This is a genomic window from Vibrio sp. Y42_MX_L11, from assembly GCF_024181785.1.
Lineage (GTDB): Bacteria > Pseudomonadota > Gammaproteobacteria > Enterobacterales > Vibrionaceae > Vibrio > Vibrio diabolicus.
Genome location: NZ_JAMZAP010000037.1, coordinates 1 through 23,387 on the forward strand (window position 1 = coordinate 1; position 23,387 = coordinate 23,387).

Annotated in this window: 20 protein-coding genes; 8 read left to right on the plus strand and 12 right to left on the minus strand. The window is 44.1% G+C overall.

Going from position 1 to position 23,387, the window contains the following annotated elements; all coding sequences use genetic code 11:
• Positions 1–113: 113 nt before the first annotated feature.
• The 6 genes from NL643_RS22320 to NL643_RS22345 all read right to left on the minus strand — a co-directional run bounded on the left by NL643_RS22320 (position 114) and on the right by NL643_RS22345 (position 6,427).
• Positions 114–1,073, minus strand: coding sequence for an HlyD family secretion protein (locus tag NL643_RS22320; RefSeq protein ID WP_253645210.1), 960 nt, complete (start codon positions 1,071–1,073; stop codon positions 114–116).
• Between the two features lie 259 nt (positions 1,074–1,332).
• Positions 1,333–2,484: an ABC transporter permease gene (locus NL643_RS22325; RefSeq protein WP_253645211.1), complete on the minus strand. Its 1,152-nt coding sequence runs from the start codon at positions 2,482–2,484 to the stop codon at positions 1,333–1,335.
• Entirely contained in the window at positions 2,481–3,647 is a 1,167-nt protein-coding gene (locus tag NL643_RS22330) for an ABC transporter permease (protein WP_253645212.1), read from the minus strand. The genes NL643_RS22325 and NL643_RS22330 overlap by 4 nt, the downstream gene beginning before the upstream one ends.
• Before the next feature lie 22 nt (positions 3,648–3,669).
• Entirely contained in the window at positions 3,670–4,650 is a 981-nt protein-coding gene (locus NL643_RS22335) for an HlyD family secretion protein (protein ID WP_054867010.1), read from the minus strand.
• A 3-nt stretch (positions 4,651–4,653) separates the two neighbouring features.
• Complete coding sequence (locus NL643_RS22340) at positions 4,654–6,069, minus strand: TolC family protein (protein ID WP_253645213.1); 1,416 nt, start codon at positions 6,067–6,069, stop codon at positions 4,654–4,656.
• A gap of 130 nt (positions 6,070–6,199) precedes the next feature.
• Positions 6,200–6,427: a hypothetical protein gene (locus NL643_RS22345; protein WP_005377125.1), complete on the minus strand. Its 228-nt coding sequence runs from the start codon at positions 6,425–6,427 to the stop codon at positions 6,200–6,202.
• 477 nt (positions 6,428–6,904) lie between these two features.
• On the opposite strand from NL643_RS22345, the gene NL643_RS22350 reads away from it, so the two are divergent.
• Complete coding sequence (locus NL643_RS22350) at positions 6,905–8,524, plus strand: sensor histidine kinase (protein WP_253645214.1); 1,620 nt, start codon at positions 6,905–6,907, stop codon at positions 8,522–8,524.
• Positions 8,521–9,207: a response regulator gene (locus NL643_RS22355; RefSeq protein WP_053807992.1), complete on the plus strand. Its 687-nt coding sequence runs from the start codon at positions 8,521–8,523 to the stop codon at positions 9,205–9,207. Before NL643_RS22350 ends, NL643_RS22355 begins: the two co-directional genes overlap by 4 nt.
• Before the next feature lie 91 nt (positions 9,208–9,298).
• Here the strand turns inward: NL643_RS22355 and NL643_RS22360 are convergent, their stop codons facing one another.
• Both NL643_RS22360 and NL643_RS22365 read right to left on the minus strand, forming a co-directional pair.
• Entirely contained in the window at positions 9,299–11,434 is a 2,136-nt protein-coding gene (locus NL643_RS22360) for a TonB-dependent siderophore receptor (RefSeq protein ID WP_253645215.1), read from the minus strand.
• Positions 11,435–11,551: 117 nt separating this feature from the next.
• Positions 11,552–12,484 (minus strand): helix-turn-helix domain-containing protein, encoded by a 933-nt coding sequence (locus NL643_RS22365; RefSeq protein ID WP_253645216.1) that lies wholly within the window; start codon positions 12,482–12,484, stop codon positions 11,552–11,554.
• 539 nt (positions 12,485–13,023) lie between these two features.
• Here NL643_RS22365 and zwf point away from each other — a divergent pair.
• The 3 genes from zwf to gnd are packed head-to-tail and all read left to right on the plus strand — an operon-like array spanning position 13,024 to position 16,726.
• Positions 13,024–14,526 (plus strand): glucose-6-phosphate dehydrogenase, encoded by a 1,503-nt coding sequence (gene zwf / locus NL643_RS22370; RefSeq protein WP_005397367.1) that lies wholly within the window; start codon positions 13,024–13,026, stop codon positions 14,524–14,526.
• Positions 14,523–15,239 carry a 6-phosphogluconolactonase gene (gene pgl, locus NL643_RS22375; RefSeq protein WP_005397368.1) on the plus strand — a complete coding sequence of 239 codons (717 nt, stop codon included), beginning with the start codon at positions 14,523–14,525 and terminating at the stop codon, positions 15,237–15,239. The genes zwf and pgl overlap by 4 nt, the downstream gene beginning before the upstream one ends.
• A 38-nt stretch (positions 15,240–15,277) precedes the next feature.
• A complete protein-coding gene (gnd, locus tag NL643_RS22380; RefSeq protein WP_253645217.1) occupies positions 15,278–16,726 on the plus strand; it encodes a decarboxylating NADP(+)-dependent phosphogluconate dehydrogenase in 1,449 nt (482 codons plus the stop codon).
• 82 nt (positions 16,727–16,808) lie between these two features.
• Here the strand turns inward: gnd and NL643_RS22385 are convergent, their stop codons facing one another.
• Positions 16,809–17,012, minus strand: coding sequence for a hypothetical protein (locus tag NL643_RS22385; RefSeq protein ID WP_005397371.1), 204 nt, complete (start codon positions 17,010–17,012; stop codon positions 16,809–16,811).
• 575 nt (positions 17,013–17,587) lie between these two features.
• Here NL643_RS22385 and NL643_RS22390 point away from each other — a divergent pair.
• Positions 17,588–17,725 carry a hypothetical protein gene (locus NL643_RS22390; RefSeq protein WP_005464410.1) on the plus strand — a complete coding sequence of 46 codons (138 nt, stop codon included), beginning with the start codon at positions 17,588–17,590 and terminating at the stop codon, positions 17,723–17,725.
• Positions 17,726–17,785: 60 nt separating this feature from the next.
• Here the strand turns inward: NL643_RS22390 and NL643_RS22395 are convergent, their stop codons facing one another.
• Positions 17,786–19,546: a sigma-54-dependent Fis family transcriptional regulator gene (locus NL643_RS22395; RefSeq protein WP_253645218.1), complete on the minus strand. Its 1,761-nt coding sequence runs from the start codon at positions 19,544–19,546 to the stop codon at positions 17,786–17,788.
• Between the two features lie 239 nt (positions 19,547–19,785).
• On the opposite strand from NL643_RS22395, the gene NL643_RS22400 reads away from it, so the two are divergent.
• Positions 19,786–21,306 (plus strand): aldehyde dehydrogenase family protein, encoded by a 1,521-nt coding sequence (locus tag NL643_RS22400; protein WP_253645219.1) that lies wholly within the window; start codon positions 19,786–19,788, stop codon positions 21,304–21,306.
• A 132-nt stretch (positions 21,307–21,438) separates the two neighbouring features.
• Here the strand turns inward: NL643_RS22400 and exsE2 are convergent, their stop codons facing one another.
• Together exsE2 and exsC are read right to left on the minus strand one after the other, a co-directional pair.
• The gene (gene exsE2 / locus NL643_RS22405) at positions 21,439–21,744 is read right to left on the minus strand and encodes a T3SS regulon translocated regulator ExsE2 (protein ID WP_074191265.1); all 306 of its coding nucleotides are present in this window, start codon (positions 21,742–21,744) and stop codon (positions 21,439–21,441) included.
• An 8-nt stretch (positions 21,745–21,752) separates the two neighbouring features.
• The gene (exsC, locus tag NL643_RS22410; RefSeq protein ID WP_005397386.1) at positions 21,753–22,199 is read right to left on the minus strand and encodes a type III secretion system regulatory chaperone ExsC; all 447 of its coding nucleotides are present in this window, start codon (positions 22,197–22,199) and stop codon (positions 21,753–21,755) included.
• Between the two features lie 387 nt (positions 22,200–22,586).
• Between exsC and NL643_RS22415 the strand changes: the two genes are divergently transcribed.
• The gene (locus NL643_RS22415) at positions 22,587–22,994 is read left to right on the plus strand and encodes a YscW family type III secretion system pilotin (RefSeq protein ID WP_253645220.1); all 408 of its coding nucleotides are present in this window, start codon (positions 22,587–22,589) and stop codon (positions 22,992–22,994) included.
• The last annotated feature ends 393 nt before the right edge of the window (positions 22,995–23,387 follow it).

Sequence of the window (23,387 nt, forward strand, 5' to 3'; positions counted from 1 at the left end):
CGTCTTTCATTTTGGTCCGGAACAGAATATTCCAGTATGACCGCTTATAGTACTGCATCTTAATCTTCATTGTGATTGCGTTCAGAGCACCCATTGACATCGGGAGGAAGTCCTTATAGTACGTTTTCGGGAATATCTCCGCCTTCAAAAACAATATTTACAGGATAGCGCTGTGCGTTTAAGGAATTATTGTCTGCAACCAAAAAGCCAGTTGTCGGATCGACGTCGTTACTGCCACCAGTACCCCAACCAATGCTTTCTACTCGCCCTTCAAACACTCTGCCAGGTAAAGCATCCAACACAATCTTTGTTTTTTGTCCCGCACGAACATGCTCGAGTGAGTTTTCGCGAACAAGCGCTGATACCCACACGCCTCTCGGATCAATGAAAGTGACAAGAGGTGAGCCAGTCGTCGCTTTTTGCCCAACAGTGAGTTGTAAGTTAGAAACGATCCCCTTTGATGGAGCAATCACTTTCGTTCGCTGTAAGTTGAGTTGCGCTTTTTCTAGATTTGCTATAGCTGCGAGAATCTGGGGATTATCTTGCCCTTCGGGACCAAGATTATGCTTGGCTTGAGCTAAGGACGCTTCTGCTGCCTCTAATGTGGCTTGAGCTCGTGCTTTAGCTTCGATGGCGTTGTCTAGCTCAGATTTACTCAATACCCCTTTTGCGGCGAGCTCGGTTACGCGAGCTGCTTGTTCTCTTGCGTTGTCACGAGCTGCGAGTGATTCAATGACCTTAGCTTGTGCCACTTCAACAGCCGCTGTGTTGGCTCCAATGTTTTGGCCAGCAATGGCTAAGTTTGCTTCGGCTGAACGCAGATTAATTTGATAATCTCTTGGATCAATTTCGAAAAGCACATCACCAGCATTAACGACTTGATTATTACGAACATGGATTTCAGTTAGGTTCCCCGAAACCTCTGGAGTAATACGGACAAGATAAGAATGAATCCGAGCGGTGCCAGTGATTGGTGTTACTCGATCAGCCCACAAGCTATATAGCCAAACCACAAAAACGAGGCCAATAATAATAAAGCTTAACTTTCTGGAAGATGATTCCGCTTTAGACATCCAATTCTCTCTTGTTACAATACGTTAGGTAAGCAATGTTACAACATGTGACATAAACAATGCTTCCAAAAAATCAACTATTTGTCGATAAGGTCATGGGATCGTTCCGAAGGTGCCATTTAGAGAGGCTGAAGCATGCTAAACGCACTTTCCAATCACGTTGGCTAACGTCGCCAATAAAAAAGGGGCGATACTTCGCCCCTCAGATCGTCCATCAGGTTTTTGATTTGTGATTATCTCTTTGAGCTGTAGAGAGAAATCAACTTAGACTTTCTGTTACAACTGGCTTGTTATTGCGCTTAGCAATCCAGTACGCAACGCTACCCCAAAGCACGGTGAGTGCCCAAAGTGCCGTCCAATGTGGAGCGACTTGTTGCCAGGTTGCCCCCATTTGGTTTAGCGCTAAGAAAGCTTTGATCGCCCATGTACTTGGACTTAAATCTGCAATCCATAGTAGAGGAGCAGGAATGGCTTCAATCGGCCAAATAAAACCCGCCAAGAAAATGAGAGGCATAGAGCTCACGAGGACGACTAAGGTGACCAGTTCACGCCGAGGTAAAAAGTAACCCAACCAGAAGCCTAGTCCGCAGCAACCTAAAAAGAACGGGAACAACATGGCCAGTAGTTCGCCCGCGTTGGCAATATGGTTTACGCTTAAACGTTCGAAGCTAAAACCAAAATAATAGGCGCCGAGTAAATAATAAATTGCCACAAATACTAACGTTCTCACAAGCAGCAGCGATCCCGTTGATACTTGAGACCAGTAGCCACGACCATGACGCTGTGTTCCCGTTTGTAATCCAACCGCCATGATCAACGTTTGTTGTAAAATCAGAACAAATACTGCCGGCACTACGTATTCGATGTAACCCATGGTTGGGTTGAACGTCGGTTTCATATTAAGCTTAATAGCAGAGTAATTATGGCTAGCCATACTCATGGGTACACCATCTATCACCATTTTACTGACTTTCACTTGGGCCCCTAATGTGCCTCCAGCTTGGGCCAATCCTTCTACCACGGTTCCGTACACGAGAAAATACGAGGCGTCCGCAGCGTAGGCCAGAGTCGGGCTTTTACCTAGCATTAGGTCTTTGTAAAAGTGTTCTGGTATGACTAAAAAACCGGTGATCTCTCGTTGTAAAAATGCTTGTTTTGCATCGGCAATCGTATGAAGTCGAGTGACTACGTTGACTTGTGGGGTGGCATCAACCATACGTTCCAGCTTTAAACTCGTCTGACTACCATCTAGATTAACAATCGCGATTGGTTGTTCACGAGGCGTTTGTTGTGCATAAGGCAAAGGGTATAAAAACGAGTAAAATACGACACCACCAAACACGGTCAACGTAACGACTGGATTGGTTAGAACGGCCTTAAGTTCCGCTTTAATCAGTTGCCACAATGTCATACCGCCTCCTTCGCTTGGCGTGTTGATGAAGCTGTTCGATGTTTACCCATCAAGGCTGCGGTAATGAGCAGGGGCACAACGTAGCCAATCATAGGCCATAGCGAGCTTAAAGATTGTGCGGCCGATGTTCCATAGCTTGCTTGACTCACTTGTACTTCAATGTAATGGGTAATCGGCAATAATGAACGCCATGCATAAGCGAGCGTGTTCATGTCAGAAACTGGGAATGTAATTCCCATGAACGCGAAGCTTGGAGCCGTAAACGCGCCAGCAAAACTCATCGCACGTGCAGGATCCATCGACAAGAAGAAGAACAACGATCCCATAATGATACAGGCGATAACCGTCGCCAATTGTGCTAGTAGCATAACCACAAAACTGCCTTCCATTGGCCAATCAAGCACGGAATAAAACCAATACAAGAACAACGCACCTTGCGCCATAAAGACCGGAATGTACTGACTTAATAGGGAAGTGAGCTTGGCGTATGGCTTTTCGCCCAAAAACGCAAAGCCATTCTTTCCACCATAAATGCGAAAGTGCGAGGTAAGAATCAAGATAGTGCTTACTACAATACATATTTGCCAAATGGCTGGCACGATAGCCGTTACCAAAAATTGTGCGTAGTTATTGTTACGGTTAAATAATGCGGTTATTTGTGTCGACACGGGTACAGCCTGACCAGCCGCTGCTAACGTTGTGGTGTTACCCTTAGCCAAGTTGCTCATTACTTCAACCTGAGCGTCGAAATAGCCTTGTGCTTGCGCAACGGCAGAGTTGATCAATTTCGCTACCAAAATGTACTGACTGTTGTAAAAGACAGAAAGTTGAGGTTGGCGGTGTTGGAGAATATCTTGGTCGAACTTAGATGGGATGATCGCGTAAGCGTAGATATCGCCTTCAATCATCGCATTTTTTGCTTCGCTTGCACTGGTGTAGTGATAATTAACAGCCAGACTCGACGACGCATCCAAAGATTGAATGAGCTTTCGAGAAAGTTGGGAATGTTGTAGATCAACCACACCGATTGGCAGATCCCGGGCAATGCCCGCAGAGAACACTCCCCAAATCATCATCGCGAGCAAAATCGGTATCCAAGTAAGGCACGAAAGTAACCACTTGTCTCGTCGTAAGATATGCCGCTGTGAAATCTTAATCGTCATAGCATTAACCTAGTGGTTGTGATTAAAGTTCAACGACAACACTCATTCCCATACGCAGTTCAGGTTCGGGTTGAGCTGGACGAGCTTCTACTTCAAAGGTACGAAGATCAAAACCTTGAGAAGCATCGGTTGCTCTCCACGTTGCAAAGTCACCCATAACGGCAACATGCGTTACTTTGAACTCAACATTTTTGTTTAAGGCAGGCAAATAGGCATCAAAGGTTGCTCCTTTTTTAAAGTGTTGAAGGTAATCTTCACGCACATTCAGTGTCGCCCAGGCATCTTCTGTATCTATCACAGTAACAACCGGGAAGCCCTGAGGTGCTAATTCACCACTTTGAAGTAGAACTTGAGAGACTTCGCCGTCAAACCAGCTGTAGATCTGAGTATCTTTCGCATACGCTTCTACCTCGGCTACGGCACCCGATGCCATGCGCGCTTTTTCCGCCGCAGCTACTTTGGTTTCACTTCTCGCGCCTTCTTTTGCCATTTCATACATTTGAAACGCGGCACTTTCTGTGTATTTCGCTGCTTGCCATTGCGTTAAAGCTTCATCGCGCTTTTGTTCTGCAACCACGCCATCGTTATAGAGGTTATTCACGCGATTGTAGGTTTTTTCCATTAAATTCGCGGCGGCTTTAGCTTTCATCCACTGATCTTTTGCTGCTTGGATTTGTTGCTCACGTGCGCCTTTCTCTGCTTCTTGAGCTAAGGCGTCCGCCGCTTTTTCACCTGCTTTTGCTTGTTCTAACTTCGCTTCAATTTCAGGACTATGAAGGGTAAAAATAAGCTGGCCTTTCTCTACATCGTCGCCTTTACGTACCATGACCTCGTCAATACGGCCTGGAACTTTTGAGGAAATGCTGTACTGCTGGGCTTCAATCAATCCTTGTAAGCGGATCGGTTCTGGTTGATAGGCTTGGTAAAATTGGTAGCCAACCCAAGAGACAACACCCAAAGCACAAAGTGAGAGTAAAACGGGTTTTAGTGATTTAGCTGCCATGATTTATTTCACCTCTTTGGATGTTGAAGCAGGGATATAAGCGGTATTTTGATATTGTTCGAAGCTGTTCATTTCACTGCTCAATGCGAGTAGCTTGGTTAAAGATATTAAATAGCGGAAACGCGCCGCTGAACGTTGTGTTTCTATACTAGCGACATAAAGCTGCGCATCCACAACATCCAGAGAAGAAGATAGACCCTGAGTAAATGCTTTTTCACGCAAGCGCAGGTTTTCGTTAGCAAGTTCAATGCTAGATTCGAGCCCTTGTACTTCATCAATGGCTTGCTGAGCCTCCAAGTATGTCTTTTGTACTAGCAGCGATAAATCTTGTTTGGCTTGGGATTTTAATGAGTCGACCTGTGAGACGACACTTTGAGCTGCTTTGACTTTTTCGCTTCGCCCTGTTGATTCAATCAGTGGAATGCTCACACCGACACCAACTAACCAGTCAGGCTTCATTTGGCTTGCGAGAGAGTCGTCTTCATACAAGCTGTAGTCGCCGTAAAGGTAAACTTCAGGATAGTATTTCCCTTTTTCTGCTTTGATTAAGCTAGAGGCTTGTTTGTGTTTAGCGCTCAGAAGGTCTAACCCCGGATAGGTAAGCAACGTTTGATCGACAAAAGCGGTTAGAGGGGGAAGACTGTCGTTGATAAACAAAGATTCAGCGGGTTCTACGGCGTCATCTTGTGCAAGTAATTTACCTAATGCTGCTTGAGCGATACTCAAATCGCTGGCGGCTTTACGTGTTTCTACTGATGCTTTATCTAGAGAAGCCTCGGCTTGCAGGCGCTCAACGTGTGCGATTTGTCCTTGCTCTTCAAGCTTAATGGCAAAATCTCTATGCTTTTTTAGCCCGGCTTCAACCGCTTGCCGCGTTGCGAGTACTTCCTTTGCCAGCACGACAGAAAAGTAGTACTTCGACAAATCTTCAAAACGCGCTTGTTGTTCCATTAGAAGCTTGCTTTTCGCCTCATCTGTTTTGCCTTCTGCTGCTGATTGAGCAGCAGAAATACGACCACCAGTAAAAATTGGCCAAATGGCACGAATAGACGAAGAGAAAATATCGCGCTCGGTTATGGTCGAAGTGGTATGAGCTAAGGCACCAAAAATAGGTTGAAAAGCAGGAGGTACGTTAATGTGTGCTCCTGTGCTGTCTAGGATCTGTTTTCCCGACAGCGTGATATCGGTATCTAAACGCGTGTAATTCGCGCCAATGGTAACCTGAGGTAAGTTGAGATTGCTGGTGGCACTCTCTTGGTATTGGTAATTCTCGACGTTTGAGCGTTGAGCTTTAAGAGAATAGTTGTTTTCTAGCAATAGCTGCCATGCGGTATCAAAAGTGATCGGTGCCGCATGACAGGCAAGGGAAATCGAGCTGCTAAGTAAGCCCAGTATCCAAAACTTTCCTGTTTTTTTCATAATGGCTGCTTTGTCGTAGAGTATAAGCTCTAATATAAAGGATTCGTAACTTGGTGTTAAGTAGGAGGGGAAATTGGATAGTAGTATGCGCCCAGTTATGTTTGTGCTGGGCGCGGGAGATGTTACAAGTTTACTTCGTATATGGACAGTGAAACTCTGCTCTCCACTCAAGCTGACGAGAACCTCGCATCGTATTCAATAGGTCTTTTCCACTCATTTGAGGGAACGATAACAGGACCTTGAGATCAGAAGTACCGCCTCCGTTTTTTTCATAAGCCCTGACGTGTGTAAATGTTGAATACATATTCTCTGACAGCATGGCCTTATTCAGGCATATTCCAAAGGTATCGCGTTCCATGTTTGGTGTTCCTTCTAACTATAAATGCACCTCTGTTTATAGTTTTCCAGTTTTCAGATGGTGTCTAAGTGTTTGTCATATAGTCAGTATTTGTATTTTGTTTTATTTGTGTCCAAATCACTGACATCAATGTTGAGCTTTTAATAGACTTCCAGCTTCACTGCTTTATAACCGAAACTCTCAATGGTCTCGTTGATTAAAAATTATACGTTGGAAAGTCTAAAAACGCCTCAAAAACCGCTAAAATCGATGTGATCAAGATCATGTTTTAAAGGGCAATTTATGTATGGAATTGAGTATCAGAGAGGAATGCTGAATTTGGTGAATGGTTGTAATTTTATGTTTCAGCTCGTCGATTAATTAACCGTAAACTCTGCGGTTTGCTTGCCTTCCTCACAGATTTATCACCGCAACAAAGCCATGCTGTTAACTGAGTGTTAACGTAATCGCTTGGGAGTGAATCATAAGGATGTATCAATGAGTTGGAAAACGATCAGCTTTCGTAAGCGAATGCTCATTATTATGACGCTGTCGGGGTTGATAGAGCTTCTATTGCTTGTCGCTGCAGGATTCACTTATCTCAAAATCAATCAAGAGCAAGAAATGGGAGAAAAAGCACTGGGTGTTGCCCGTTTTTTAGCAGACTCCGCCGTTGTTCGTGAAATGGTCGCAACCCAAAATCCTCAGCCATACCAACTTCGTTTCCGAGAATTAACCGAAGCCATCGGTGCTGCATTCATCGTTATTGGCGACCATGAGGGAGTGCGCTTAATTCACCCCGTTGATGAGCGGTTGGGTAAACCAATGAGAGGTGGTGACAATCGTCGAGCGCTAGAGCAGGGATTGTCTTATATTTCGACGGCACAGGGCTCGTTAGGTTATTCAGTTCGTGGTAAAGCTGCGATTTTTGACGAGCAAGGGAACATCATTGGTGTGGTTTCGGTTGGCTATTTGCTCGACCGGCTGCAAGACCGCATCGAACCATTTTTGGCCTTTTTGATTTTAATGGTCATCGTAGTTGTCGTCGCTAATGCCATTGTATCCAATTATGCGTCGAGAAAGTTTCAGCGCGCCATTTTGGGGTTCGAGCCTGAAGAGATAGGGCGGTTGTACGGCGAATTAGAAGTGACGATGAGTACCATTAAAGAAGGCGTGTTAAGTATTGATGCCCAAGGGATACTTCGTTCGATCAATCGTAGCGCCTGTCAGATTCTCGGTATTGATAGAGAGGCAGCTCTTAATAAACCGTTGACTGAGACGTTACGCGATAGTGACTTATATACGGTGCTAGAAACCGGACAGGAAGATCATGATATTGAGATATTCCTTAATCATAAACGTCTGATCGCAAACCGTTCGCCAATTTATGTGGATGGAAAAATAGTGGGGGCAGTATCGAGTTTCCGTTTAAGGGATGAAATCAACGACCTAACCGAGCAGTTATCACAAACCAAAGAATATGCAGATTTATTACGTTCGCAAACCCATGAGCATCGAAATAAGCTAAACACCATTAGCGGGTTAGTTCAGATGGGTGAGCTGGATGCCGTACAAAAGTTAATTGGGCAAGAAACCGCACACTATCAAGCGATGATCGAATTTTTAAGAGACACCGTTAAAGACCCGTTAATTGCAGGTATGTTGCTTGGAAAAACTGAACGTGCTCGCGAGTTAGGCTTACAGCTGGTGGTTGAAGAAGGCAGCCGTTTGGAGCCTCTGCCTGAGTGGCTAAATTCGGAAGACCTTGTCACCATTCTGGGCAACTTAATTGATAACGCTTTTGATGCAACGTTAACCTCGATTCGTGATGAATCGAATGTCGCATCGGAGCGCAGAAATATTGATGTGTCAGTGAGCGATTACGGAAATGAAGTGATACTCGAGGTGATAGATCAAGGCTGTGGTTTACCAAGCGATATAGAGCCGCAGGCGCTATTTAAAAAAGGGGTGTCGACGAAATCTCGTCAAAATCGGGGGGTAGGATTGCATCTTGTCAACCAGTTGGCTACTCGATATCACGGCCATGTTGAGATGATGCCCAACACAAATTATGGAACAAGAATAACGGTGTATTTACCCAAGGAAGAACAATTATGAGTATGGCGACTCGCGTAATGATCATTGAAGATGATCTGGCTATTGCTGAGCTGCACCACAAATACTTGAGCCAATTGGCAGGTTTGGAAGTGGTCGGCATTGCGACCACGAGAATAGAAGCGGAAATGCAACTCGATATTCTTAAGCCAGACCTCTTGTTGATGGATGTATACCTTCCTGATGGAACAGGGCTTGAGATACTCAATACATTACGTGCGAACAACCAAACGTGTGATGTCATTTTGATTACCGCGGCAAGGGATGTCGATACGCTACAACAGGCAATGAGAGGTGGCGTCGTTGATTACCTGCTAAAACCAGTGATGTTTCCACGCTTAGATGCCGCACTGAAAAAGTATGTGTCCCAACGCCAACAACTAGACATCGTAGAGAGTTTGGATCAGAACCTCGTTGATAAAATGCTGCAGTCTCACGCCAATCAAGACAACTTGCCGAACCGATTACCGAAAGGGATTGATGGTGTAACCTTAGATAAGATCAGAGAGTTGTTCCCAAATGGTAGTGTGCTGACCGCTGATGAGGCAGGCGAAAAGATTGGTGCGAGCCGAACAACGGCAAGGCGCTATTTGGAGTATCTGATCAGCACTGGTGAACTAGAGGCTGATTTAAACTATGGCTCTGTTGGTAGGCCAGAAAGGTGCTATAAAAAAGTGACACGGTAGCGTTTATATTGATGCTCTATGCAAAATAAAAAGCGATGGCTTATTGTAGAAACCATCGCTTTACAAATTACTGCTGTTCCGCTCTAAGAGGTTAGAAGTTGTATTCTAACTTCGCTTCGATAGAGCGCTCAGCGCCAAACCAACAGTTATTTTTGTCGTAACAAGAATAGTATTCTTTATCGAATAGATTGCTTGCAGAAAGCGTGACGCTAGCCCCTTTCATTGATTCAGATACTGTTGAGAAATCGTAACTTGCTGCCAAATCAAACAAGGTGTAGTCAGGCACTTTTTCGCTGTTTTGAGCATCAATTTGTGCTTCTCCGACATAGCGAACGCCAGCACTGGTACGAAGGCCTGAAAGATTTCCTTCAAAGAAGTAGTTGGCCCATAAAGAGGCCGTTTGCTCAGGCACCCAAACCGGTGTTTTACCTTCTTGGTTGTAATAACTGTCTTCGGTAATCTCCATATCGATATACGTGTAGCCTAGAGTGAAATCAGCTTGTGTTGTGGCTTGCCACTTTGCCTCTAGTTCAACACCCTGTGATACCGCTTCGCCCGCTTGATAGTTCGGTGCATAAGGATTATTCGGGTCGGTCAAGATCGCGTTTTTCTTCGTAATATGGAAGAACGCTAAATTACCTGAAATGTCACCAGACAATGGCGCGTATTTAAAACCGAGTTCCCACTGATGCCCGGTTGATGGTTCAAACGCTTTGCCTGTGGCATCTGCACCCGCAATTGGCTCAAAACTTTCCGAGTAAGTAAGATATGGCGAGAGACCAAAGTCTAGCTCATACAAACCACCGACTCGGAAAGATACGTTGGTATCGTCTAACTCTTCCTTGCTGTTGGATACTGCTCCTAGATAATCGCTAACGGCGTCTGTATTTGAATCGTATTTATCCCAACGAAGACCTGCAATCATTACAAGTTGGTCGTAACGAACTTGATCTTGGAAATAAACGCCAATCTGCTTCGTTTTGATATCTAAGTTTTGTTTGTATTGGAAATTCAGTGCATTACGATCAATGCTGTTGTGGTCAGGATTAAAAATGTCCTGAGTTAGCGAATACCCAAGCGTGTCTTTGTATTTTACATCTGAATCTAGATACTGATAATCAAGCCCGAACAATAAGTTATGTTCAAAATTTCCTGTTTTAACGTAGCCAGATAGTTGGTTGTCAATCACAAAGGATTTGGACTTTTCATCGGTTAAATAGGCATTTCGACCAACGGTACGGTTATCCGCTTCAAGTGCACCGTTATATGTGTTTTCCTGATAGGCATCGGCGGTCATGTAGCGGGCATTCTGTAGAAATTGCCAATTGTTGTTAAAGTCGTGTTGGACTTTGTAACCCATCATCAGAACTTCGCGTTCGTAAGTGTTCCAGTCCTCATCCCCCAAATAAGTGCTTGGTGACATCGAGCCAAGTGGGTTTTTAATCACTGAGCCAGACGCTGGCACAGTCGTGTAGATACCTGCTGATGGATCATTTTGATAGTAAACATTCACGTTGACTAAGGTGCTTTCTGTCGCTCGCCAATTGAAAGATGGAGCGAGGACATAACGTTCGTCTTCAGACGTATCGGCTTGACCATCTCGCTGCTTTGCTAGGCCGATAATACGGTAATCAACATTAGAATCACCAATTTGTCCTGTGGTGTCGAACGTCAGTTCTTTTAGACTGTTAGTCCCAGTACTAATCGAGACAGAGTGCGAAGGTGTTGACTGAGGCGCCTTGGCGATAACATTGACCATGCCTCCTGGTGGAATATTGCCGTAAAGAACAGACGTTGGCCCTTTAAAAACCTCGATTTGTTCAAGGGCAACGGAATCGACCTGAGGTTGAAGGTTCCAGCCGTTGTACAGCAAAGGAAGACCATCATAAAAGTTGGTGTAGTTAATAAAACCACGAATATTGAATAGGTCAAGTCGGGAAACGGCACCGCCACGCAGCTCTGTATTTACGCTAGGCGCGTAACGCAATGCTTCGCTCACCGAGTTTACGCCGCGCAGGTCCATGTCATCTTTAGTGATTACCGTGATCGCTTGCGGCGTTTCTTCCGGTTCTAAAACGGTTTTAGTTGCGGTGTTTCGGTATGTTTCGCCAAGTACTGTGATAGTTTCGTGCTGAGAAGTGCTCTCAGTGGCACTGGCGTGACCAGCAATAAGCGCGGATACCACGACTGCAACCGCAGAACGATGAAATCGATTCGGACTTTCCATATTTATTAATTCCACTACTTTTATTTGTTGATAATGATTGTTGTTTGCATTCTATAGCGAAAGAAATAGGAAAAGTTAACAATTTGGTGCAAAGCCAGAACCTAAGTGCTTAGGCTTCTATCTAATAGGCGTGGCTTCGTTCGGTTTGACAGGTATCCAGTAATGCATTTGGGCATTCTCGCTCTCAACATCATAGTCTTCTGGATAAACTTCTAACTCGTAGCCATCAATACCGTGATAATTGGAATAGGGGAGCCAGTGCAAAATGAACCACTCAAGCGTCGCCGCTAGATTTGATGCTTTACCTATGTGCGTAATCACTGCGTAGGTTTGCTTAGGAACAACTAGAAGATCTGGTTCTTGCGTAGAGCCTTTGGATATTGAAGTTCTTGACGCTGAGTTGTACTCATAACCTGCCCAATACTCGAGTTGCTGGTTGCTTGAATACGCTTTTGTTACGTCAATCACACCAAGATAGTTTCTTTCCAGGTGAGTATGGTTTTCAGATGAGTAGAGCTGTGACCACAGAAAGGGTACTTTGGATTGGAAGTTGGGCGTTGCGGAAAACAATCCATAAATAGGTTCATGATAACCAGCAAGCACAAAAGCAGGTTTTGTTTCTATTCGAACTTCGATAAAGCACTTATGTCTATTTTCGTCTTCTGGTGTCTCGCGCAATGTTAAAGGTAGCCTCAAGCCCGTTAGTTGCTGAGCTTTACGATAATCCCGAGGACTCTTTGAAAACATATTTTTGAACGCTCGACTGAATGCATGTTCAGAAGCAAACCCCATTTCTATCGCAATATCTAACGAGCGATCTGATGTATGGATTAAGCGTTCAGCTGCAAGGCTTAGTTTAAGCTCTCTAATATAGTGAGCGACGGATACGCCAGTGTGTTGCTGGAAAACGCGTTGCAGTTGCCAACGTGACCAGCAGCTTGCTTTCGAGATTTCATCCACACTAAGTGCGATATCTAGATTGTTGTGAATGTAATCAAGCATAGAGTGTATTCGGTTTATCGGGTGCAGATTCTTTGTGCCTGGTTTCATGACATTCTACTTTCGCATTAATAGTATCCTCATTATCTTTAATTGAGTATCATTATCAATAGAGTGAGAGGATAAAATTCAGGCTACATAGATCACAATAAAGTTGTAATGGATTGCAAGGGTGGGTAAGGATTGTCCATATTAGAGTTTTTGCTTAATTTTTGTCTTACGTTAGTGCAACTTTTTTTATCCATAAAATACAAATGTTTATGATGTTTTGTGCAACTTATTTAAACGTTTGCACTGGCAAGTGTTGATGTAAATCAAATAGTCGTAGACAATACTGCACCGTGTCGGACTCTCCTCCAGCGAGTACAGTGTGTACTTTTGAGACATAAGTGACCTAAATGACCTTAATACGTCGTGTTTCCAATAGATTTGGGAGTGCTACTTCTTGAGGTTCTTTGGGCCTATAGACTTTACCTATCAACGTAATAGGTAAGACCAATTTTCTATTTTGAGGTGCCATTGATAGGGTTGGCTCATCCTTTAGCCGTATCCGGGCACACAATAAGTACCTCGTTTTTAAGGGAAAGATGATGGTAATACCAGAAAACAGCAGCATCGTTATTTTTGGTGCTTCAGGTGACCTTACATACCGTAAGCTCATTCCTGCTTTATACCACCTCTATGCGAACAAGCAGCTTCCAGAAAATTTTGCCATTCTGGGTGTAAGTCGCACTGAATACAGTGATGAGTCTTACCGCGCGAAGCTGAAAAAATCGCTTCAGGAAATGGAAAAGACTGAGCCAGAAACGCTTGATGCATTTATTAACCATCTGCACTACCAAGCTATCAATACTTCTGACACACAAGATTACAGTAAGCTATCTTCTCGTTTAGACCAACTTGCTGACGAATATCGTTTCGATCAGCGCAATACGCTTTTCTACTTAGCAACCCCACCAAGTTTATACAGTGTGATTCCTGCAAGTCTTGCAGCACACGGCCTAAACAAAGAAGAAGATGGTTGGAAACGCCTGATTATTGAGAAACCATTCGGTTATGACCTTGAATCAGCGCGTATTCTGGATAAAGAAATTCACGAGCACTTCCAAGAGCATCAAATTTACCGAATTGACCATTACTTAGGTAAAGAGACGGTACAAAACCTTCTTGTACTTCGTTTTTCAAACGCGATGTTTGAGCCGCTTTGGAACCGTAACTTCATTGATTATGTTGAAATCACGGGCGCAGAATTCCTCGGCGTAGAGGAGCGTGGTGGTTACTACGACAACTCGGGTGCCGTGCGCGATATGTTCCAAAACCACCTGCTACAAGTATTGGCGATGGTGGGTATGGAGCCACCTGCACAGATCAATGCAGATTCGATGCGTGATGAAGTCGTTAAAGTACTCCAGTGTTTAAAACCTTTGGACGAAAACGCTCTGCGTAACGATCTAGTATTAGGTCAATACACCGCTTCTGAAGTTCGTGGACAAAGTCTACGTGGCTACCGTGAAGAGCCGGGGGTTGCAGATGATTCTCGTACCGAAACGTACATCGGTTTGAAAGCATACATTAACAACTGGCGTTGGAATGGCGTGCCATTCTACGTGCGTACTGGTAAGCGTCTTCCAACACGCGTGACTGAAGTGGTTATCCACTTTAAACAAACACCGCACCCAGTGTTTGGTCAAAACGCACCAGAAAACAAGCTGATCATTCGCATTCAGCCAGACGAAGGCATTCAAATGAGCTTTGGCTTGAAAGAGCCAGGCGCAGGTTTTGAAGCGAAAGAAGTGAAAATGAACTTCCATTACGCTGATCTACAAGAAACGCAAATGCTAACTGCGTATGAGCGTCTTCTACTTGATGCTTTGAATGGTGATGCTACGCTATTTGCACGTAGTGATGCGGTGGAAGCGTGTTGGCAGTACGTACAGCCAATTTTAGATTTTAAACAAGATCCACAATCCCTCTTCGGGTACGCATGCGGCACATGGGGTCCTAAAGAGTCAGACGACCTGCTACAGCGTGATGGTCGCGCTTGGCGCTTCCCATGTAAAAACTTAACAGATACGGATTACTGTGAACTATGATCAACCATAAGATCTACCAAACAGCAGAGCAGGTAGTTGAAAGCCTAGCTAACGACATGAAAGCGTTCAGCGAAATGGGCCGACCTGTTCACATCTCTCTTTCTGGCGGCAGCACTCCTAAAATGCTGTTCAAACTGTTGGCTTCAGAGGCTTACGCAACCTCTATTCAGTGGCAAAATCTCCACTTCTGGTGGGGTGACGAACGTTGTGTCGCACCTGACGATGCGGAAAGCAACTACGGAGAAGCGAACGCGCTACTGTTTAGCCAAGTAAACATTCCAACAGAAAACATCCACCGTATACGCGGTGAAGATGACCCTAAAGTGGAAGCGGAACGCTTTGCGAAAGAGATGTCAGAGGTGATTCCGACTGAAAACGGAACCCCTGTGTTTGACTGGATCTTATTAGGTGTTGGTGCAGATGGTCACACAGCTTCTCTGTTCCCTGGCCAAACGAATTATGATGATGCGAACCTATCTCTTGTGGCGTCTCATCCTGAGTCGGGCCAGCTTCGTGTGTCAAAAACAGCACGCGTATTAGAAGCAGCAAAACGCATCAGTTACTTAGTGCTTGGTGCAGGAAAAGCGGACATCGTTGAAGAGATCAACAGTTCACCTGCACACGCACTGCCATACCCAGCGGCTAAGATTCAAGCGAAATCTGGCCTGACGGAATGGTATTTAGATTTGGACGCAGCAGCAAAAATTGCTTAAAACGCTGCTCGTCAATGAAACAAAATCGGAGAGAAACAATGAAAGGTGATATCGGTGTAATTGGCCTAGCGGTAATGGGTCAAAACCTTATCCTAAACATGAACGATCACGGCTTCAAAGTGGTCGCTCACAACCGTACTGCTGCTAAAGTAGACGAGTTCCTGGAAGGTCCAGCGAAAGGCACGAACATCATCGGTGCATACTCTCTAGAAGAACTAGTAGAGAAGCTAGAAACGCCACGTAAAGTGATGCTAATGGTTCGCGCAGGTGATGTGGTAGACAAATTCATCGACGCGCTAGTCCCTCTACTAGATAAGGGCGACATCATCATCGACGGTGGTAACACAAACTACCCAGATACAAACCGTCGTGTTGCTGCACTACGCGAAAAAGGCATCCACTTCATCGGTACTGGCGTATCTGGTGGTGAAGAAGGTGCACGTTTTGGCCCATCTATCATGCCTGGCGGCGCTCCAGAAGCTTGGGAAGCGGTTAAGCCTATCTTCCAAGGTATTTCTGCAAAAACTGATGCAGGCGAGCCTTGTTGTGACTGGGTTGGTAACGACGGTGCAGGTCACTTCGTTAAAATGGTTCACAACGGCATCGAATACGGCGACATGCAGCTGATCACAGAAGCTTACCAGTTCATGAAAGACGGTCTTGGTATGTCTGCAGACGAGATGCAAGCAGTATTCGCTGAGTGGAACAACACTGAGCTAAACAGCTACCTTGTTGAAATTACGGCTGACATCCTTGGCTACAAAGACGAAGACGGTGAGCCTCTAGTTGAGAAAATCCTAGACACTGCTGGCCAAAAAGGTACAGGTAAATGGACGGGTATCAACGCTCTAGACCTAGGTATTCCTCTAACGCTAATCTCTGAGTCCGTATTCTCTCGCTGTCTATCTGCACTAAAAGATCAACGTGTTGAAGCTGAGAAACTGTTCGGCAAGACAATCACGCCAGTAGAAGGTGACAAGCAAGAGTGGGTTGACGCACTACGTCAAGCGCTTCTAGCGTCTAAGATCATCTCTTACGCTCAAGGCTTTATGCTAATGCGCGAAGCGTCGAACGAGAATGGCTGGGATCTAAACTACGGTAACGTTGCATTAATGTGGCGTGGTGGTTGTATCATCCGTAGCGCGTTCCTAGGCAACATCCGTGATGCATACGAAGCAAACCCAGATCTAGCATTCCTAGGCTCTGATGATTACTTCAAAGGTATCCTACAAAACAGCCTAGTAGCATGGCGTAAAGTGGCAGCTAAGTCTCTAGAAGCAGGTATCCCAATGCCATGTACGACTTCTGCACTAACGTTCCTAGACGGTTACACAACAGCTCGTCTACCTGCGAACCTACTGCAAGCTCAACGTGACTACTTCGGTGCTCACACTTACGAGCGTATCGACCGTGAGCGTGGTGAATTCTTCCACACGAACTGGACTGGTACAGGCGGCGACACAGCGTCTACAACTTACGACGTGTAATCGTTTTAAGTAAATCGACTAAGTATAAAAGGATGCCTAAGCATCCTTTTTTGTGTCTGGCTTTATGAAACTCAAAGAGCGCCTAGGCGCTCTTTTCTGTGGTCGTTTTCTTGTTTTGATAAAACCTGTCTTTGAGGTAGAGAATTGCGCTGACCACAAGAGCTACTACAGAAACAGTAAATAGGGCATACATGCTGAGAATCCATGCGAATGTAGCCGTCAAAAACGCAATGAAGGAAAACATTCTGCTGAAAGACATCACATGGCCAAGCTTGCTACTTTTCATAAACGCCTCCCAAAGCGGAGTGGGGATAGACAAGTGTGGTCATATACCACACTTTGATTGTCTGTTCTTTTTGGGCGTTTCACACAAAAAAGCGGCTAAAGATTTCTCAAAAAAGGTGAAATATTGAACTGGTAGACAAATCCATAAACGGCTTTACAAATATATGAATGCATTTGTCTATCACTTCAAAGTTTTTGCTGTGTGGATTAAGGCCTTTTAACGCTATTATTGCAGCCTTCGAGTTTACTAGGCGTAATTTCAAGTCAATAATTCCGGGAAGATCATCCTCATTATCAGTCACGATGAAAATCACTTTTCTTTGTTTAACAGTACTTTATTGAATATGTGTGATTGCATCAGGTTTGAGAATGAAACTAAGGTTGCAAGAAAGGCGAAAAAGAGTGCTAGGTAAGCCTTTGAACTACGCCTATAATTAGCGCCCACATGGAGGATGTTTAATAAATGAACATCCTCTATTTTTTGAAACCAGCAACAAGGATCCAGTAAAACGTGTTTTTCTGGTGTTGTTTACGTTGACCAAGAAGGTGATTAACACAACAAATTGAGGTTCTAAGATGACTCTTAACAAGTACTTTGTTTTCATTCCGGCAGAATTGGATCAGGAAATACACAAGGACAACCAAGTGATCTCTGAGAAGGAAACTCAACGTCAGGCATTAGTAAAACAGGCGCAACAACAAGGTGGCCTGTAAGCTAGGTTTCAAATAGAAAGAGCACCGCAAAAGTGCTCTTTTTGTATCTGAGGTTATGGATTAACCCAATATGCCGAGGCTTTTCAGCTTTCTATAAATTGTATTTCGACTGACGCCAAGCATACGAGATGTTTTGCTGATGTTCCCCTGATTGGCTTGATATGTTTTGAGCAGTTTGTCTTCGACGGTTGCACGCAGTTCTAACGTGGGTTCGGCAGCGGTTGTTACGTCTTGAGCCTGGCTGAGTTTCTTACTCAAGTGAGTCGGTACGTGAGCGAGCTCCAACGTTTCTTCACCTTGCGCCATTAATGCGGATACTTTGATTAAACTATCGAGTTCACGCAAGTTTCCTGGCCAAGAGTAAGAAAGCAGCAGAGAAAGTAGGTGAGGGCAAAGTTGTTGTTCAGATTCAGCATGACGTCGATGGATATTTGCGATCAGTTGTTGCTTATCATCTCGTTCTTCAAAACGAGGCAATTCGATGATCAAACCATTGAGGCGATAGTATAAATCTTGACGGAACAATCCTTCGCTAACCAAGTTCTCGAGATCTTTATGCGTGGCCGCGATGATTTGCGTATCGACTTGAACACTTTGGTTTGAACCAACGGGAAGCACGGTTTTATCTTGCAATACATGCAGCAAGCGGCTTTGAGCTTCCAAGGGTAAATCTGCGATTTCATCCAGAAACAAAATCCCTTTGTGTGCTTGGCGAATTTTTCCCTGATAGCCTTTGCTGTTTGCGCCAGTAAATGCACCAGCCACGTAGCCAAACAACTCGGACTCAACCAAATCTTTTGGTAGTGCGCCGCAGTTAACGGAAACCAACGGCCCCGTTTTTCTCTGGCTGTTTTTATGTAGTGCTTTCACAAACTCATTTTTACCAACCCCAGTTTCTCCGAGAATCAGTAAGCTGATGTCTTTATCGATAACGCGATTGGCTTGTTGCCAGCAATGTTCGACAGTAGAATCGCCGTAATGCAGATCATTGGAAGCGGTAACGGAACGAGACTTCACTTTTTTGTCGGTCAACGGCTTTGTTTTGAACACGAAAGGATGGTTGGCACTTTGGATAGAAAGAATGTCGTCGAGCGATTGCCCGATGACGTTTTGTTGAGCAAGGAGCTGAGAAGCAACTTGGTTGTGCGCAAGAATCTGTCCATCTTCATTGGCGATGATAATCCCTTGCCACCCACTGTTCAGTAAGCCTTTCTCACACGCCAAATCCACACGAATATGCCCTTGTGGAATCAAGTTAAGTAATTGATTTTCAACCTGCTGCACCATGTTTTGCACCAGCACCTGAGTTGAGAAGTCATGTTTCTTTTGTTCGCTGGTGATATCTAGCACGCCAATCAAATGACCAAGATGATCGAAAATAGGATTGGCTGAGCAGCTAATAAAACGATGGTGTTGGATAAAGTGCTGATCGCCAATGACTGAGACCGGTTTTGCTTCAACTATCGCAGTCCCAATCGCGTTAGTGCCTTTGACCTTTTCTTGCCAGCACGCACCAGAGCTTAGCGCAATTTCGGTCAACTTCTCGCGGAACTTAGGTTGTCCCCAACTGCCGATGATGACGCCGTCGGCATCCGTCAGAATTAAGCGGCTGTCACTATGAGCAAAAAGCTGATTAAACAGCGGGAGAGCAAACTGGGTGACGGTTTCCAATAAGAAGTTGAGTTGGTGACGCCTATCTTGAAGTGTCGCTGGTGTCACTCGAATATCTTCAGGGCGTCGACGCTGTTTTAAACCCGCCTGTTCACTTCGGATCCATGAAGTTGAAAGCCAATTGTTATCGCTAATGTGTTGAAGTTCCATGACTGTACCATTTTGTCACAGTGAGGGTGTGCCATTTTGGAACACTTGAACATTGGTGTTCACACCATACATCCGCTCAAACATCGCTCACTTGGTTTGTTATCGCTTGGTAATCATAGTTTTACATTTAATTAACAACAAGTGTGGTGTAGTTGGCGTGTGACTTGCGTAATGCTCTTTGTGAACAGTGCGATACGACACTGCAATAACATATTGAACGAGAAACAAAAGGAAGAGTTATGATCTATGCACAGCCAGGTAGTGAAAATGCCATTGTTAACTTTAAATCGCATTACGATAACTTTATCGGTGGGGAATGGGTAAAACCAACGGGTGGTGAGTATTTTGACAATATCTCACCAATCAACGGACAAGCGTATTGTAAAGTTGCTCGTTCTGGCGAGGCGGATATCAACTTAGCATTGGATGCGGCACACAACATCAGAACTAAATGGGCAAAAACCAGTGTGACTGAACGCTCGAACATCTTGCTGAAAATTGCGGATCGTATTGAGCAGCATTTAGAAGAGTTGGCAGTTGCGGAAACCTGGGAAAACGGCAAACCAGTTCGCGAAACCTTGGCGGCAGATTTACCTTTAGTGGTAGATCATTTCCGTTACTTTGCTGGCTGTATTCGCGCACAAGAAGGCAGTGCGGCGGAGCTGGATGAGCACACCGCAAGCTATCACTTCCCAGAGCCGATTGGCGTAGTTGGTCAAATCATCCCTTGGAATTTCCCTATGTTGATGGCGGCTTGGAAACTGGCACCGGCACTTGCGGCAGGTTGTTGCGTGGTATTGAAGCCAGCAGAACAAACGCCAACGTCGATTCTGGTTCTTATGGAAAAGATCGGTGATCTACTGCCACCGGGCGTCATCAACGTTGTTAATGGTTTTGGTTCAGAAGCAGGCCAAGCGTTAGCAACCAGCAACCGCATTGCGAAACTCGCATTTACGGGCTCAACACAAGTTGGCAATCACATTCTAAAATGTGCGGCGGACAACTTGATCCCTTCGACTGTTGAGTTGGGTGGTAAATCTCCAAACATCTACTTCTCAGATGTTTTCGATTACGAAGATGAGTACCTCGACAAGTGTATCGAAGGTACGCTACTTGGCTTCTTCAACCAAGGCGAAGTTTGTACCTGTCCATCTCGCGTATTAGTTCATGAAGCGATTTACGATAAGTTTGTAGAGAAATTGACGGAACGTGCGCAGTTAATCAAGCAAGGTAACCCGCTCGATACCGATACTCAAGTTGGTGCTCAGGCTTCTCAAGAACAGTTTGATAAGATTTTAAGTTACCTCGAAATCGGCCGTGAAGAAGGCGCAAAAGTGGTCTTTGGTGGTGGCGTATCTGAACAGCCAGAGTCAATCAATCAGGGTTACTACATTCAGCCAACGATGTTGGAAGGCCACAATAAGATGCGTATTTTCCAAGAAGAGATCTTTGGCCCAGTGATTGCTATCACTAAGTTTAAAGATGAAGCGGAAGCATTAGAAATCGCGAACGACACCGAATATGGCTTAGGCGCAGGCGTTTGGACGCGTGATGCGAACGTCGCATATCGCATGGGCCGTAATATCGAAGCTGGTCGAATCTGGATTAACTGTTACCACGCTTACCCTGCACACGCTACGTTCGGTGGTTATAAAAAGTCAGGTATTGGACGTGAAACACATAAGATGATGCTGGATCACTACCAAAATACGAAAAACCTATTGATTAGCTACAGTGTTGATCCACTAGGCTTCTTCTAAATGAAGTAGTTAACAAAGAAAAAGCAGTACTAACCAAAACCCCGAGCCTTCGGTGTTTTTATTGCATGGGCTTGCGGGTGGGAGGGTGTATATACGTGAAATTTATATTTTGAACCCATCTATATTGCGTGCTCAGGAACGTTGAATTACGGCCACTTTTCGTTCAAGTAGTTTTTCGACCGCGGTGTTTTGCTTTTCAAGACTAAACTGCTGATCAAAATCCAAGACGCGATTACAAGACTCAAGACTCGCAAACTGGTTTAAACATTCGCTAAGTTCTCTTTTAGAGCTCATTCGAGCCAAACTGCTTTCTGATGAAGAGAGTAGGGTCACTTTGCGGCCATGAAACGTTCCTTGTGGCAGAGCATCACTTTGCTGTGCTTGCTTTACTTCATGAACCGGTAAGTTAGTGTATTTAGATTGGATGTCGTTGGACATAGAGACACCTAAACTCTTAAGTCTAAAGTTTGTGGCATCGGAGCTACCTCAGCAGTGGCGACATGAGCAGACAATAACGACTCCCACGACTCACTTTGCGTCAACAATTCCGCCAAAGCAGTTTCAAAATACTCATAATCCAGTCGCTTAATGTTAATGAGTCGGTTTAAACAGAGTACATGTCGATGATTATCTAAACTAAAGAATAATTGATGCTCAGGCCAGTGATAATTAAAGGCTAGGAAAGAACGATAGAGATCGGAATTAACGATTTGAAGACCAACAATCTCAGCTTCGAGCTGGAGGGTTGTCGATTCAGGATGAAAGATGATATGCACTCTTAGATTATCATCAAACGCTAAGCTTACTTCATTTTCCGTTAGATGCAGTGCAGGCAAGCCTATTTGATGAGCAAACTTTAGCAAAATCTCATCGATAGTTTGGCGTGCTGACATAGGAATAGTCCCTTTTGAAATTTTATCAAGGAAAATATTAGATGTATCTCTTCGTGTTTATCAATATTGGTCGGTTGTTATTATATTTTGGTTTTTAATTTCGGTGAGCTAAATAGAACAGCGATAACAAATGTGCTCTGATGCATATTGTGGTGCTTCTTAGATATTTTAATATCTTTGTTCTCTAATATACCCGCCTAATTGAAAGTGTATTAAGGTGCAGTCACGATGAGTTAAATTAAATCTAATGTTAAATATGTGTTGTTGAAGAATGCGATTTATTGTCCGCTTGTAGTATAAATATAAGTTGATCTTTTATATTTTTACATAAAGAATTGTGTGAAATTAAAATGAACTAAGTCTATAAAATAAGTTTATGGTGTCATAATGAACAATTCTATGTGGGCTGGTTTTGTCGGACTATTCCTACTAAGTGGGTGTAGTCAGTCTGTGCCGATTGTAAGGGAAGGTAGCTTTGACACAAAGAGTCAGGCGGCACTCTATGGTTGGGTTTCTGTCGATGGATACTTTCCACCTTCGATTACGTCTCTTGATGTGGAAATATGTAAAGTTATTGAAAATCAGTGTCTTAGATCTGCATTGCAGCACTACCAAGGCGTTCAATTACCCGTACAGTATTCATTTTTAATTGCACCGATTCAAGCTGGTGACGGAAACATGAAGATAATTGGAAAGCTATACTCGAATGGGGAACTTGTAGCGGAAAAAGAAAAGAACTATTTATTTTCAGTGGAGGGAAAACAGGAAAACTTGATACTCGTGCCAAAAAAATAACCAGATGAAAAGTAATCGGTTACATTTAATTAGACCTTACTAAATTATTAAAAATAAAGATTTGCTCTTTCCTGTTGTGAAAGTTTTGTTGTTTTTTACAAACATTAATTACATGGTTTAAGTCATCGGGTCAGTTGTTTTTTAGACTTATACTTGTTGCAAAAATAGCATTCTTTATGATTATATCTCGCTCCTTGAACACGTTGGCTTGGCGTTTTAGGCTATAAAACATACAATTTTAAGATTTTGGAAATTTCAGTTTGTTCGATAAACCCGTCATTCCGCAGCCAATTTCAGAATTAAAACAATGTGATCCAGTGATCGTTTACAAATGTTAGTGCGACAGACCTCTTGACCGCGATCCCCAGTTTTGATCTATTACTGTTATTTAAC

Bases quoted from the DNA above. Each gene is read 5' to 3' on its own strand.
- NL643_RS22340 (WP_253645213.1), bottom strand. From the start codon at position 6,069: ATGAAAAAAACAGGAAAGTTTTGGATACTGGGCTTACTTAGCAGCTCG.
- NL643_RS22355 (WP_053807992.1), top strand. From the start codon at position 8,521: ATGAGTATGGCGACTCGCGTAATGATCATTGAAGATGATCTGGCTATT.
- pgl (WP_005397368.1), top strand. From the start codon at position 14,523: ATGATCAACCATAAGATCTACCAAACAGCAGAGCAGGTAGTTGAAAGC.
- NL643_RS22335 (WP_054867010.1), bottom strand. From the start codon at position 4,650: ATGGCAGCTAAATCACTAAAACCCGTTTTACTCTCACTTTGTGCTTTG.
- NL643_RS22360 (WP_253645215.1), bottom strand. From the start codon at position 11,434: ATGGAAAGTCCGAATCGATTTCATCGTTCTGCGGTTGCAGTCGTGGTA.
- gnd (WP_253645217.1), top strand. From the start codon at position 15,278: ATGAAAGGTGATATCGGTGTAATTGGCCTAGCGGTAATGGGTCAAAAC.
- exsE2 (WP_074191265.1), bottom strand. From the start codon at position 21,744: ATGTCCAACGACATCCAATCTAAATACACTAACTTACCGGTTCATGAA.
- NL643_RS22350 (WP_253645214.1), top strand. From the start codon at position 6,905: ATGAGTTGGAAAACGATCAGCTTTCGTAAGCGAATGCTCATTATTATG.
- NL643_RS22390 (WP_005464410.1), top strand. From the start codon at position 17,588: ATGACTCTTAACAAGTACTTTGTTTTCATTCCGGCAGAATTGGATCAG.
- NL643_RS22365 (WP_253645216.1), bottom strand. From the start codon at position 12,484: ATGAAACCAGGCACAAAGAATCTGCACCCGATAAACCGAATACACTCT.
- NL643_RS22395 (WP_253645218.1), bottom strand. From the start codon at position 19,546: ATGGAACTTCAACACATTAGCGATAACAATTGGCTTTCAACTTCATGG.
- zwf (WP_005397367.1), top strand. From the start codon at position 13,024: ATGGTAATACCAGAAAACAGCAGCATCGTTATTTTTGGTGCTTCAGGT.
- NL643_RS22330 (WP_253645212.1), bottom strand. From the start codon at position 3,647: ATGACGATTAAGATTTCACAGCGGCATATCTTACGACGAGACAAGTGG.
- NL643_RS22345 (WP_005377125.1), bottom strand. From the start codon at position 6,427: ATGGAACGCGATACCTTTGGAATATGCCTGAATAAGGCCATGCTGTCA.
- NL643_RS22400 (WP_253645219.1), top strand. From the start codon at position 19,786: ATGATCTATGCACAGCCAGGTAGTGAAAATGCCATTGTTAACTTTAAA.
- NL643_RS22385 (WP_005397371.1), bottom strand. From the start codon at position 17,012: ATGAAAAGTAGCAAGCTTGGCCATGTGATGTCTTTCAGCAGAATGTTT.
- NL643_RS22415 (WP_253645220.1), top strand. From the start codon at position 22,587: ATGAACAATTCTATGTGGGCTGGTTTTGTCGGACTATTCCTACTAAGT.
- NL643_RS22320 (WP_253645210.1), bottom strand. From the start codon at position 1,073: ATGTCTAAAGCGGAATCATCTTCCAGAAAGTTAAGCTTTATTATTATT.
- exsC (WP_005397386.1), bottom strand. From the start codon at position 22,199: ATGTCAGCACGCCAAACTATCGATGAGATTTTGCTAAAGTTTGCTCAT.
- NL643_RS22325 (WP_253645211.1), bottom strand. From the start codon at position 2,484: ATGACATTGTGGCAACTGATTAAAGCGGAACTTAAGGCCGTTCTAACC.